11 protein-coding genes and 2 tRNA genes are annotated in these 12,754 nt (G+C 71.6%); 8 read left to right on the forward strand and 5 right to left on the reverse strand.

The window, feature by feature from the left end:
• Nucleotides 1-128: 128 nt before the first annotated feature.
• A complete protein-coding gene (locus Sfr03f_RS19900) occupies nucleotides 129-713 on the reverse strand; it encodes a biotin transporter BioY (protein WP_108955308.1) in 585 nt (194 codons plus the stop codon).
• Between the two features lie 335 nt (nucleotides 714-1,048).
• On the opposite strand from Sfr03f_RS19900, the gene Sfr03f_RS19905 reads away from it, so the two are divergent.
• Both Sfr03f_RS19905 and Sfr03f_RS19910 read left to right on the forward strand, forming a co-directional pair.
• Nucleotides 1,049-2,479 carry an amino acid permease gene (locus tag Sfr03f_RS19905; RefSeq protein WP_108955309.1) on the forward strand — a complete coding sequence of 477 codons (1,431 nt, stop codon included), beginning with the start codon at nucleotides 1,049-1,051 and terminating at the stop codon, nucleotides 2,477-2,479.
• A 114-nt stretch (nucleotides 2,480-2,593) separates the two neighbouring features.
• Nucleotides 2,594-3,637, forward strand: a complete 1,044-nt coding sequence (locus Sfr03f_RS19910) for a hypothetical protein (RefSeq protein WP_108955310.1) — start codon at nucleotides 2,594-2,596, stop codon at nucleotides 3,635-3,637.
• A 65-nt stretch (nucleotides 3,638-3,702) separates the two neighbouring features.
• Here Sfr03f_RS19910 and Sfr03f_RS19915 read toward each other — a convergent pair whose 3' ends face one another.
• Nucleotides 3,703-5,151, reverse strand: a complete 1,449-nt coding sequence (locus tag Sfr03f_RS19915) for an amino acid permease (protein WP_108955311.1) — start codon at nucleotides 5,149-5,151, stop codon at nucleotides 3,703-3,705.
• A 270-nt stretch (nucleotides 5,152-5,421) separates the two neighbouring features.
• On the opposite strand from Sfr03f_RS19915, the gene Sfr03f_RS19920 reads away from it, so the two are divergent.
• From Sfr03f_RS19920 to Sfr03f_RS19930, 3 genes are all read left to right on the forward strand, one after another.
• Complete coding sequence (locus Sfr03f_RS19920) at nucleotides 5,422-5,907, forward strand: ribose-5-phosphate isomerase (protein ID WP_108955312.1); 486 nt, start codon at nucleotides 5,422-5,424, stop codon at nucleotides 5,905-5,907.
• A gap of 84 nt (nucleotides 5,908-5,991) precedes the next feature.
• A complete protein-coding gene (locus Sfr03f_RS19925) occupies nucleotides 5,992-6,816 on the forward strand; it encodes an Fpg/Nei family DNA glycosylase (RefSeq protein WP_108955313.1) in 825 nt (274 codons plus the stop codon).
• A gap of 140 nt (nucleotides 6,817-6,956) precedes the next feature.
• Nucleotides 6,957-8,114: a PP2C family protein-serine/threonine phosphatase gene (locus tag Sfr03f_RS19930; protein ID WP_108955314.1), complete on the forward strand. Its 1,158-nt coding sequence runs from the start codon at nucleotides 6,957-6,959 to the stop codon at nucleotides 8,112-8,114.
• 68 nt (nucleotides 8,115-8,182) lie between these two features.
• Here Sfr03f_RS19930 and Sfr03f_RS19935 read toward each other — a convergent pair whose 3' ends face one another.
• Nucleotides 8,183-9,322 carry an acyltransferase family protein gene (locus Sfr03f_RS19935; protein WP_372514239.1) on the reverse strand — a complete coding sequence of 380 codons (1,140 nt, stop codon included), beginning with the start codon at nucleotides 9,320-9,322 and terminating at the stop codon, nucleotides 8,183-8,185.
• A gap of 560 nt (nucleotides 9,323-9,882) precedes the next feature.
• On the opposite strand from Sfr03f_RS19935, the gene Sfr03f_RS19940 reads away from it, so the two are divergent.
• Complete coding sequence (locus Sfr03f_RS19940) at nucleotides 9,883-10,077, forward strand: hypothetical protein (RefSeq protein ID WP_108955315.1); 195 nt, start codon at nucleotides 9,883-9,885, stop codon at nucleotides 10,075-10,077.
• Between the two features lie 147 nt (nucleotides 10,078-10,224).
• Here Sfr03f_RS19940 and Sfr03f_RS19945 read toward each other — a convergent pair whose 3' ends face one another.
• Nucleotides 10,225-10,653, reverse strand: a complete 429-nt coding sequence (locus Sfr03f_RS19945) for a hypothetical protein (protein ID WP_108955316.1) — start codon at nucleotides 10,651-10,653, stop codon at nucleotides 10,225-10,227.
• 111 nt (nucleotides 10,654-10,764) lie between these two features.
• A tRNA-Gly gene (locus Sfr03f_RS19950) sits at nucleotides 10,765-10,838 on the reverse strand.
• A gap of 198 nt (nucleotides 10,839-11,036) precedes the next feature.
• Between Sfr03f_RS19950 and Sfr03f_RS19955 the strand changes: the two genes are divergently transcribed.
• Nucleotides 11,037-11,110 (forward strand) — tRNA-Pro (locus Sfr03f_RS19955).
• Nucleotides 11,111-11,312: 202 nt separating this feature from the next.
• Nucleotides 11,313-12,686, forward strand: a complete 1,374-nt coding sequence (gene tig / locus Sfr03f_RS19960; protein ID WP_159105688.1) for a trigger factor — start codon at nucleotides 11,313-11,315, stop codon at nucleotides 12,684-12,686.
• Nucleotides 12,687-12,754: the final 68 nt, after the last annotated feature.

The following is a 12,754-nucleotide window of genomic DNA, read 5'->3' on the forward strand; positions in this document are numbered from 1 at the left end:
ACCGCTCGGACGCACGCGAAGGCCCCGGCTCGCAGGAGCCGGGGCCTTCGCCGGTGCGCCGAGGGGCCCATGCCCCGAGGGGCCGGTGCCCCGAGGGGCCGGTGCCTCCAGGGGCGGGTGCGCCGAGGTCAGCGACGGCGCTCGAGCAGCTTCCACACGGCCGGCAGCACGCCCATGGCCAGCGCGGCCTTGAGCACGTCGCCCAGCAGGAACGGGGTGAAGCCCGCGGCGAGGGTCCGACCCGCCGAGAGGTCCAGGGCGAAGGACAGGTACGGCAGGCCCACGGCGTAGATCACCGCGGAGCCCAGCAGCATGGTCCCGGCCATCCGCAGCGGCGTGCGGTCGGCGCCGCGGCGGGCCAGCGCGCCCACCATGGCGGAGGCCAGCACCATGCCGATGACGTAACCGAACGACGGGGCGGCGACGCCCGAGGCGCCCTCGGCGAACCAGGGCACGCCCGCCATGCCGGCCAGCAGGTAGACCAGCATCGACAGCAGGCCGCGGCCCGCGCCCAGCGCGCTGCCCACGAGGAGCACGGCGAAGGTCTGGCCCGTGACCGGGACCGGGGAGCCCGGGATCGGCAGGGCGAACTGGGCCGCGACGCCGGTCAGCACGGCGCCCGAGACGACGAGGGCCGCGTCCCGGACGCGGGTGGCGGGCAGCAGATCGGCGAGGACCTGCCCGGAGCGGGCGGGGGCGGCTGCGGTGCTCATGGGTCTCTCCGCGGGGTGGGGGATCGGCTCGCGCCGGGCCGGCACGAACCTGCGAACAGGTCTCACAGAAGGTTGTTCGAACACGACGACGCTATCCCAGAGCGTTCGGTTGGATCACCGTCCGTGCTCGACAAAGGCCGGATCGACGACGTCGTGGGTATCGCACAAATTACCCGCGACGGAGCGCGGCGCCGAGTGACACTGCTCACCTCGGGGCCTTGTGGGGACCCGCCAAAAGGAACCGGAAGGTAAGCGGAGCCTCACCCTCCGAATTGTGGCCGTTCGCATTCCGGTCCCCGGCCCCGATCCGATGCGGCGTCGGTCAGACTCGCTGCATGTCACGCACCACCCCAGAAGCCGCGGCGGGCACGGACCCGTCCTCGCCGTCGGCCCCCGCGCACGGTCCGTCCGCCCCGGAGTCCGCCGCCCTCGGCCACGGCCTCAAGCAGCGTCACCTGTCGATGATCGCGCTCGGCGGCGTCATCGGCGCCGGCCTGTTCGTCGGTTCCGGCGCCGGCATCGCCGCCGCGGGCCCCTCCATCGTGATCGCCTACGTGATCTCCGGCCTGCTGGTCATGCTGGTCATGCGGATGCTCGGCGAGATGTCCGCCGCGTATCCCTCCTCCGGCTCCTTCTCCTCGCACGCGGAGCGGGCGATCGGCCCCTGGGCGGGCTTCACCTCGGGCTGGGCGTTCTGGGTGATGCTGTCCACCGCCGTCGGCCTCGAGGGCATGGGCGCGGCGAAGATCGTCACGGGGTGGCTGCCGGGGACCCCGGAGTGGATGTGGGTCGCCCTCTTCATGGCGGTCTTCACCGGCACCAACCTGGCCGCGGTGAAGAACTTCGGCGAGTTCGAGTTCTGGTTCGCCGCGCTCAAGGTGGCGGCCATCGTCGCCTTCCTGGTGCTCGGCGTGCTGGCCGTCGCCGGACTGCTGCCGGGCGGCGACGGGGCGGCCGGCTCCGGCCTCTCCGAGATCATGCCCGGCGGGGTGCACGGCCTGATCGTCGGTCTGCTGGCCTCCGTCTTCGCCTACGGCGGCATCGAGTCCGTCACCGTCGCGGCCGCCGAGTCCGAGGACCCGGTGCGCGGCGTGGCGAGCGCCGTCCGCACCGCGATGTGGCGGATCGGCCTCTTCTACATCGGCTCGATGGCCGTGATCGTGCTGCTGGTGCCGTGGAACGACCCGGCGCTGGTGGAGAAGGGCCCCTACGTGGCCGCGCTCGACACCCTGGGCATCCCCGGGGCCGGCCAGATCATGAACGTGGTCGTGCTGGTCGCGCTGCTGTCCGCGATGAACGCCAACACCTACACCGCCTCCCGGGTGGCCTTCTCCCTGGTCCGCCGTGGCCAGGGGCCCAGGGCGCTGGGCCGGGTCCACGGCGGGGTGCCGCGGGCGGCCGTGCTGGCCTCCTCCGCGTTCGGCTTCCTCTGCGTGCTGCTGAGCTACTGGCGTCCCGACGACGTGTTCGCCTGGCTGCTCAACATGATCGGCGCGGTGATCCTGGTGGTCTGGTTCTTCGTCGCGGTCTCGCAACTGGTGCTGCGGCGGCGTCTGGAGCGCCAGGAACCCGAGCGCATCACCGTCCGCATGTGGGCCTTCCCCGTCCTCACCTGGGTCGCCATGGCGGGCATCGTGGCGATCTTCGCGCTGATGCTCCTGGAGGCCGGCACCCGCGTCCAGGTGTTCTCCACCGGAGCGCTGACACTGGTCCTGGCCACGGCGGGGTATGTGCGACAGCGTCGGGCCGCGCGGGCCGCCGGGTAGCCCCCGCCCCGCTATCGCGCACATGTTCGCCAGAACATGGCGGAACGGTCAGCGTTCCTCGACGGCCCTGTAACAGCGGTCGGATGCTGCTCCGTTCGGGGGAGGCAAGGGGGCATGACGCACGAGTTCCCCCTGAACCCCCTGCTCCCCTCCCTCCCCGCCGCCCCCTCCGGGGCGCGGCTGCTCGTCACCGCCGCCGAGCTGCGCGCCCACGGCGTGACGCCCGCCCAGGCCGGGGCCCGCTGCCGGCCGGGCGGGACCTGGCAGCGGCTGCTGCCCGGCGTCTACCTGTTGCGGCAGGGTGCGCCGACCGGCGAGGAACGCCTGCACGCCGCCCTGCTCTACGCCTCCCGCCGGGAGACCGCCGCCGCCCCCCAGGAGCGGCCGGAGGCCACCGCGGTCCCCGCCCAGCCCCGGCGCGACGACCCGCTGCACGCGGACGCCGTGGTCACCGGCCTGGCCGCGCTGGCCCTGCGGAACTTCGCCTCGGCGCCCGCCCTGTCCCTGCTCGACACCGTCGACGTGCTGGTGCCGAGGGCCCGCCGGGCCCGCTCCACCGGCTGCGCCCGGGTGGTGCGCACGGCCCGGATGCCGGTGCCCGACCTGGTGTCCGGGGTCCCGGTCGCCCCGGTCGGGCGGGCCGTCGCCGACGCGGTGGCGCACCTGCCGGAGGACGCCGGGCCGTTCGCCGTCCGCCGGCTGTTCACCGAGGCGGTCCACGACGGCCACTGCGAGCCGTCCGCCCTGCTGCGCGAGCTGCGCCGGGCGCGGCTGACCGGGCGGCCCCGGGTGGCCGAGGCGATGGAGGTCCTGGTGTCGGAGGGACGCGCGGCCGCCGAGGAGCGGCTGTACCGGATGGCCTGGGAACACGGCCTGCCCGACCCGGTGTGGAACGTGGAGCTGCGCATGCCGGAAGGGCCCTCGCTCGGCGCGGTGGACGCGTACTGGCCGGAGCGGGGGATCGCCGTCGAGCTGGACGCCCCCGGCGACATCGGCAAGCGGGAGCGGCTGGAGCGGCTCGGGGTCACCGTGGTCCGCGTCCCCCGGGTCCGGCTGGCCACCCCCCAGGGCATGGAGCACCAGGCCGCCCTGATCCGCACCGCCCTGACCGCCGCCGGCCACGACCGCCCGGCCCCCCTGCTGGTCCTGCCGCGCTGACCCGGACGACGGAACGCCCGGCGCGGGGGTCCCGCGCCGGGCGTTCCGTCATGGTTCGGCGGGCGTCACGCGCCCGGCACGCCCGCCTTCGGCTCGTCCGCCTGCGCGGAGGCGCCGGCGTCGCGGGCCGGGGCGTAGTGCCCGAGCTTCTGGCGGACCAGCGCGATGCCGACCACGACCGCCGCGACCAGCAGCGTCAGCAGCATGATCTCCTGGTTGCCGAACTCGGTGTCGAACAGCATGTAGCCGATCACGTAGACGATGAACGCGATGCACGCCCAGGTCAGGTACGGGAAGAGCCACATCTTCACGACCAGCTTCTCCGGCGCCTCCCGCAGGATGATCCGCCGCATCCGCAGCTGCGACACGCAGATCACGAGCCACACGAAGAGGGCGACGGCGCCCGAGGAGCTCAGCAGGAAGTGGAAGACCTTGTCGGGGGAGACGTAGTTGAAGAAGACCGCGACGAAGCCGAAGGCCACCGAGGCGAGGATCGCGACCCGCGGCACGCCGTTGCGCGTGGTGGTGGCGAAGGACTTCGGCGCGTCACCGCGCTGACCGAGCGAGAAGGCCATCCGCGACGCGGTGTACAGGCCCGAGTTCAGGCAGGACAGCACCGAGGTGAGGATGATGAAGTTCATGACCTCGCCGGCGTAGGGGATGCCCAGCGAGTCGAGCGCGGCCACGTACGAGCCGTCCTCGGCGATCTTCTCGGAGTCCCACGGCAGCAGGGTGACGACCACCAGGATCGAGCCCAGGTAGAAGACGCCGATCCGCCAGATGATGCTGTTGGTCGCCTTGGTGACGGCCTGCTGCGGGTCCTCCGCCTCGCCGGCGGCCAGCGTCGGGATCTCCGAGCCCATGAAGGAGAAGACGACCATCAGGACGCCGATCATGATGGCGCCCGCACCGTTCGGCAGGAAGCCGCCGTGCGCGGTGAGGTTGGACCACGAGGCCTGCTCGGCGTCGACGCCCGGCAGCACCCCGAAGATGGCCAGCAGACCGACCACGATGAACGCGCCGATGGCGACGACCTTGATGCCCGCGAACCAGAACTCGAACTCGCCGTAGTTGCCCACCGAGGCGAGGTTGGTCGCGGTGAGCACCAGCATCACGATGAGCGCCCAGGCCCACTGCGGGACGGCCGGCACCCAGCCCTCCAGGATCACCGCGCCCGCCGTGGCCTCCACGGCGAGCACGACGACCCAGAAGAACCAGTAGAGCCAGCCGATGGAGAACCCGGCCCACCGGCCCAGCGCGCGGTCGGCGTGCGCGGAGAAGGAGCCGGAGGTCGGGTTGGCGACCGACATCTCGCCGAGCATCCGCATCACGAAGACGACGAGCGCGCCCACCAGGGCGTAGGAGAGCAGGATGCCGGGGCCCGCGGCGGCGATGCCGCTGCTGGAGCCGACGAAGAGCCCGGCGCCGATGACGCCGCCGATGGCGATCATCGTCAGGTGCCGGTTCTTGAGGCCCGCCTGAAGGCCGGAGCCCTCATGTGCGCCTGGAGTCATGGAGTTCATTCCTTTTCGCCGGGGTACGCCGGGCTACGCCGGGATGGTGCGTGTGAGGTTTCCCCTGCCCTCGTGAGGCATGCGGGGCCACCGGAAGCGACGGTCTAGTGAAACGGAGGAAACGCGTCGGTGGAACCTTGGGTTCCGGATTGTTATCGCTGTTTTGCCTGCGGTCCTATGGTGCAGGTCACAGTTTGCGAAGAGTGTGAGCTGTCCGCGGGGCGTCCCCCCACGCACACCGGCGGCCCGGGGCCGTGTCACACTCGGACCATGCGCGTCTATCTCGGCTCCGACCACGCCGGTTACGAACTGAAGAACCACCTCGTCGAGTGGCTGAAGGCCGCCGGCCACGACCCGGTGGACTGCGGCCCGCACATCTACGACGCCCAGGACGACTATCCGCCCTTCTGTCTCCGCGCGGCGGAGCGCACCGCGGCGGACGAGGGCTCCCTCGGCGTGGTGATCGGCGGCTCGGGCAACGGCGAGCAGATCGCCGCCAACAAGGTCGCGGGCGTGCGGTCCTCGCTGGCCTGGAGCGAGCAGACGGCCGCTCTCGGCCGCGAGCACAACAACGCCAACGTGGTGGCCGTCGGCGCCCGCATGCACTCGCAGGAGGAGGCGACGAAGTTCGTCGAGATCTTCCTGAACACGCCGTTCTCCGGCGACGAGCGCCACATCCGCCGCATCGAGATGCTCGCGGACTACGAGAAGAGCGGCGACCTCCCGCCGATCCCGGCCCACCACCCCCAGCAGTAGTCGCACACGCCCCTGGACCTGGCCGGCCCCCGTACGACGTGTACGGGGGCCGCGCCGTGGACGGGGCAGAACGGAGAAGGCCCCGTGCCGGAAGGGCACACCATCCACCGGCTCGCCCAGGACTGCGCCGAGCGCTTCCTCGGCTCCCCGGTGCGCGTCAGCAGCCCGCAGGGCAAGTTCGCCGACGGCGCCGCCCTCCTGGACGGGGCGGAGATGACCGCCGCCGAGGCGCACGGCAAGCACCTCTTCCTCGGCTTCCGCGACGGTGACTGGGTCCACGTCCACCTCGGCCTGTTCGGCAAGGTCGCCTTCGGGGCCGTCCCGCCGCCCCCGCCCACCGACACCGTCCGCCTGCGCCTGGCCGGCCCCTCCGCCTTCATGGACCTGCGCGGACCCACCGCGTGCGCGCTGATCACCCCGGGGGAGAAGCGGGCGATACACGACCGCCTCGGCCCCGACCCGCTGCGCGAGGACGCCGATCCGGGCCTCGCCTGGCACCGGATCTCGCGCAGCCGCACCACCGTCGCCGCCCTGCTGATGGACCAGAAGGTGGTGGCGGGCGTCGGGAACGTCTACCGCGCCGAGGTCCTCTTCCGGCACGGCGTCGACCCCTACCTGCCCGGCAGGGAACTCGCCCGCGGTCAGTGGGACGCGATCTGGGCCGACCTGGTGGAGCTGATGCGCGAGGGCGTCCGGCACAACCGGATCGACACCGTGCGCCCCGAGCACACCCCGGAGGCCATGGGCCGCGCGCCCCGCGTCGACGACCACGGCGGCGAGGTCTACGTCTACCGCCGCCACGGGCAGGCCTGCCACGTCTGCGGGGAGGCCGTGCGCACGGCCGAGCTGGCCGCCCGCAACCTGTTCTGGTGCCCGGGCTGCCAGCCGACGAACGCGCCGGGCGTGTGACCGGCGCGCGGCAGGCCGGCCGGGACGCCGCGGGGGGCGCCGGGGGCACCAGGGACCTCCGGCCCGAATCCGGCCCCGGACGGGGGACAAGTGGGACCACCCGTGCCAGGAGGGGGGTCCGCTGGATAGGGTCCCAAGCGATGGCAGCAGGACGGAAGCGGCGCTCGGCCGCCGACACGTTCACGGCCCGGATGAAGAAGCAGTTCCACCGGGCCCGCATCGGCCTGCGCAAGGCCGCGGTCGACTACTTCCGGGGCGACGGGTCCGACTGGATCGCCTTCGCCGCCCTGCTCCTCACCATTCCCCTGATCGCGAGCCTGACCCTCGCCAACGCCGTCTGGTTCACCCCGGCGGCCCTGGTGCTGCCCATCGTGGCGGGCGGCCTGCTGCTGCGTCCCGCCAGCCTGCTCGCGCTGTACGCGGCCGCCGCGACCGCGCTGATCGTGGAGGCGCTGGCCCTGCGGCCCTATCCGGACGGCTTCGCCCGGGTCACCCCCGGCGTGGTGCTGGTGGTGGCCGCCTGCGGCTTCGTGGGCCTGATGGTGGCCCAGTTCCGCAGCCGGGTCGGCGTGCCCTGGCGGCGCGGCGGCACCATGCTCTTCGACCTGCGCGAACGCATCCGCGCGCAGAGCGCGCTGCCGGACCTGCCCGCCGGGTGGCACCGGGAGATGGCGCTGCGCCCGGCGGGCGGCCAGTCCTTCTCCGGCGACTTCGTGGTCGCGGCCCGCACCAACGAGGGCCGCACCCTGGAGGTCGTCCTCACCGACGTCTCCGGCAAGGGCATGGACGCCGGCTCCCGGGCGCTGCTGCTGTCCGGGGCCTTCGGCGGTCTGCTGGGCTCCCTGCCGCCGCACGCCTTCCTGCCCGCCGCCAACGGCTACCTGCTGCGGCAGGACTGGGAGGAGGGCTTCGCCACCTCCATCCACCTGGTCCTGGACCTGGAGAGCGGCGACTACGAGCTCTACTCCGCCGGTCACCCGCCGGGCCTCCAGCTGTGCGCCGGCACCGGCCGCTGGGAGGAGAAGACGGCCGAGGGCCCGCTGCTGGGCGTCTACGACGGCGCCACCTTCGACCCCTGCAAGGGATCCCTCCGCCCGGGCGACGTGCTGATGCTGTTCACCGACGGACTGGTCGAGACGGCCGAGCGGGACCTGGTCGAGGGCATCGACCGTCTCACCGGCGAGGCCGACCGCTACGTGGTGGGCGGCTTCCAGGGCGCCGCCTGGCACCTGATCGAGGCCGTCGCCAAGGACGTCAACGACGACCGGGCGCTCCTCCTCATCTCCCGCGCCGCCTGACGGGCAACGCGAAGGCCCCGCCCGCGCTCCTGGCGCGTGACGGGGCCTTCGCCGTGTTCCTCGTCCTCTCAGACCCCGGCGGGGACCCTGGAGCGGTCCCCGGAGCCCTGGCCCTCGGCGGGGGCCGAGGTCTTCCGGGCGTTCAGGGCGGCCTGGTCCTCCCGGAAGAAGCGGTCCAGGTTCGGCTCCAGCACCGGCTTCAGCAGCGTGCGCACCGGCTTGGTGCACAGCAGCGTCACCACGGTCACGGCGAGCACCGTGCACAGCAGCGCGCCCAGCGGACCCTGCGCCCAGCCGTGGTCGAACCAGCCGAACCAGATGCCGCTCTTGATCAGGAAGCCGTGCAGCAGGTAGCCGGAGATGGTGCCGGCGCCCAGCGAGGTGAACCACAGCCGTCGGCCGGGCACCCAGGCGAAGAAGCAGGCCGTGAGCACCACCGAGCAGCCGAACATGCCCAGCGTCATCAGCGGACCGATCCACCAGTCGCCGCCCAGCTCCTCGGCCGCGTCCCGGTGGTAGAACCACGCGGTCGTCATGTTGCCCTTGGCCCACCAGCCGACGACCAGCGCGAGGGCGAGCACCGGCACCGCCAGGAGCCGCGTCCGCCAGGTGCGCACCAGCTTGAAGTGCTCCGGCTTCATGCACAGTCCCAGCACGAAGTAGGGCAGGAACTGCAGCGCGCGCTGCATGTCCAGGTCGTCGCCGATCCTCGGCGAGACGGTGGCCAGCATCGCGATCGCCAGGGCGAGCACCAGCGGGTGCCGCAGCGAACGCCAGATCGGCGTGGTCAGCCGCCAGACGAACAGGGCGGCCAGGAACCAGGTCAGGTACCAGGGGTCCAGCAGGCTGATCGGGGCGCCGGGCTCGTGCAGCCACTTGCGGAACATCGAGTACGCGAACTCGAAGAACAGGTACGGGACCACGACGCCGCTGATCAGACGCTTGATCTGGTGGGGCTTGAACGCGAACGACCGGGAGAAGTAGCCCGAGATGACGATGAACGCCGGCATGTGGAACGCGTACACGACCATGTAGAGCACGCCCATCGGGCGGTTGCCGTCACGGAGCGGTTCCCAGACGTGCCCCATGGCCACGAGGGCGATGGCCAGGTACTTGGCGTTGTCGAAGAAGGAGTCGCGCCCGTCGCCCGCTGGGAGCGTTCTGGGCAGGCTTCGCTGCTGACTGCTGTGCGGCTGCGGCGCGTTCACCGGCGACCACCCCGCGGGCGGGGGTGGGGAGACCGGACGTTCGTCGTCGCACGTGAGGGGGACGAGGCAACGTGAAACATCTGAGGCACCCTAGCGTCGGTTGTACGAATCCGTAAAAACGCCGGGTCGGTCAATTACCGCCTCGCCCTCGGATACCCCCTTATTCACCTGCGATGTCTTCGACTTCTGTGATGATCGGCACAAGGTCATGGCGGGACCATAGGGGCCGAACAGGGCTTTTAGGTCTGCGTATTTCCTTGCAAATGCTGTCAAGTCGGGCATGTGGCCCATGGCTGTCCGTGGACGCCCTGCGAGGGTTGCGTGTGAGGGGAAACGAATGTGCGGGGATTATCCGCATTATCTTCCCGAGGAATTGCCGAAGCTTTCCTCTCCTGTGATCGTCACTTTTCCGGCCCGTGCCGAACGTGCGGACGACGGGTGTCCTCGGTACCTCAGCGGCCGTACGTGAGGCACGAGTTGGGTGGCACGATGGGTTGGCCAGGGGTGGGCCGGGTACACCCCCATGCGGCGCAGCGGACCGACCGAGGGTGTGATCAGACATGGCCATTTCTTTGTCCGTGGTGCTTCTGCTGGGGATCGTCCTCGTTGTCCTGATCCGGGGCGGATCCCTGAAGGCGGGGCCCGCGATCGTCGCCATGCTGTTCGGCTTCTTCCTCGCCTCGACGGGGATGGCCGACGACATCCAGAGGTTCCTCGATTCGGTGGCGTCGATGGTCAATTCGATAAGGCTCTGACCGCGCGATCCGCCCGCCCGGCGTGCGAAGAAGCGTTTCCCCGGGCGTTCGCGTGGCCGCCCGGACGGCGGAAGGGCCGGTGCCCGCACCGTGGTGGTGCGGGCACCGGCCCTTCCCGGGTCCGCGGCGCGGACCGGCTTCCCCGGGTCAGCAGTTGACGGGCGGATTCCCTGAGGTCACCCGGCAGAAGTCGGCCCCGGACCCGCCGTCGACGACACCGGCGTTCGCGCCCACCAGGAGGAAGTCGCCGTCCGCGCCCCCCATGATCCGGCCGGTCGGCGCCGTGCCGCCGCCCGCGGTCAGGGAGTCGCCGCCCGCCCCGCCGTCGACGGTGCCGGCGACGAGGCCGTTGACGACGATGTAGTCACTGCCGCCCAGGCCGCTGACGGTGTCGCCCGGGGCGAGCGGGCCGCAACTTATCGTGTCGGGGCCGGCCGTCCCGGTGACGGTCGAGCCGGACACCGGGCTGCCGTTGACCGTGCAGGTGGTCACGGCGTGCGCCGGGGCCCCGGCGAGGGACAGGGGGACGGCCATGAGGGCGGCGGCGCAGAGCGCGCGCTTCGTGAGTGCGGTCATGCACCCCATGCACCCACGGTGACCGGGTGATCGCAACCGGTGCGGGGCGTGCCGGGGAACGGACGAAGGCCCAGGCGGAGAGGGTGCCTCTCACCTGGGCCTTCGGCGTGCTGGAGCGGGCGACGGGAATCGAACCCGCGTAGCTAGTTTGGAAGACTAGGGCTCTACCATTGAGCTACGCCCGCGAGGGGTGTGCCGGTGCCTGGGCCACGGCGACAGAAGGCATGTTAGCGGGTCACCGCGCCCCGCTGCACCTCCCTTCCCGTGCCACGCCCTCCGCGCGGCTCCCCCGAGGCGGCCGGCCGAGCGCGCTTCCCCGGCCCGCGGGGCCTGATCGGGCGGCCGGCGACCCCCGCCGCGTGTACCCTACGGATCGCACCTGACGGGGTGTGGCGCAGCTTGGTAGCGCGTCCGCTTTGGGAGCGGAAGGCCGTGGGTTCAAATCCCGCCACCCCGACGCCGAACGATCACCGGGCGCCCCATGGGGTCCGGTGATCGCCTTTTGGGCGGTGTGGCCGCTGCGGTTACTATGCAAGCGCGCCCGTGTGCAGTCAGCCGTGAAGCTTCAGAGCCTGACGCCGAAGCCGCCCCGGTGCGCGATCCGCCGGACCGCTCTGGTCCCGGCGAACCCAAGCAGTCAGCCACAAGGAGACCGAACCGTGAAGAGCGCCGTGGAGACCCTGAACCCGACCCGGGTTCGGCTCACTGTCGAGGTGCCCTTCGAGGAGCTCAAGGACAGCCTCGACGCGGCGTACAAGAAGATCAACCAGCAGGTCACGGTGAAGGGCTTCCGCAAGGGCAAGATCCCGGCCCGCGTCATCGACCAGCGGTTCGGCCGCGGTGCGGTTCTCGAGGAGGCGATCAACGACGCCCTCCCGAAGTTCTACACGCAGGCGGTCAACGAGGCCGAGGTCGACCCGCTGGGCCAGCCCGAGGTCGACATCAAGGACCTCAAGGACGGCGAGCTGCTGAGCTTCACCGCCGAGGTGGACATCCGCCCGGAGATCGAGCTCCCCGAGGACTTCTCGAACATCGAGGTCGAGGTCGACGCCGTCGAGGTGTCCGACGAGGACGTCGAGAAGTCGGTCGAGCAGCTGCGTGAGCGCTTCGCGACCACCTCCCCGGTGGAGCGCGCCGCCGAGGACGGCGACGTGGTGACCCTGGACCTCGAGGCCAAGGTCGACGGCGAGGTCCTCGAGGACGGCGTCGCCAAGGACGTCAGCTACACCATCGGCTCGGGCGAGCTGCTCGACGGCATCGACGAGGCCGTCAAGGGCGTGGAGGCCGGTGGCGAGGCCACCTTCACCTCCGAGCTCAAGGGCGGTTCCGCCGCCGGCAAGCAGGCCGAGATCACCGTCAAGGTCAGCCAGGTCGCCGCGCGCGAGCTGCCCGCCCTGGACGACGAGTTCGCCCAGCTGGCCTCCGAGTTCGACACCCTCGACGAGCTCAAGGCGGACAGCCGCACCCGCCTGGAGAACATGAAGCAGTACGACCAGGCCACGCAGGCGCAGGAGCGCGTGCTGGAGAAGCTGCTCGAGCTGATCGAGGTCCCGATCCCCGAGAAGCTGCTCGAGGACGAGATCGAGACCCGCAAGCACAACCTGGAGCACCACCAGCTCGGCCAGATGGGCCTCGACCTCGAGAAGTACCTCGAGATCCAGGGCAAGTCCGCCGAGGAGTTCGACACCGAGACGCGTGACGCCGCGATCAAGGGCATCAAGACCCAGTTCGTGCTCGACGCGCTGGTCAACCGCGAGAAGCTGAACGTCAACCAGGAGGAGCTCACCGAGCACCTCATGCGGCGTGCGGCCTCCTCCGGCATGTCCCCCGACCAGTTCGCGCAGCAGGTCGTCCAGGGCAACCAGGTCCCGATGCTGGTGGGCGAGGTCGCCCGCGGCAAGGCGCTGGCGATGGTCGTGGAGTCCGCGACCGTCAAGGACACCAACGGTGAGGTCGTCGACCTGAGCGACGACGAGGACGAGGCGGAGGGCGAGACCGCCGAGACCCCCGCCGAGGAGACCCCGGAGGCCTGATCCTCCCGGCTCCCGAGCCTCCCCGGGCCCCGGCCCCCGCGCCACCGAGCGCGGGGGCCGGGGCCCGG

Source organism: Streptomyces fragilis (assembly GCF_003112515.1).
Lineage (GTDB): Bacteria > Actinomycetota > Actinomycetes > Streptomycetales > Streptomycetaceae > Streptomyces > Streptomyces fragilis.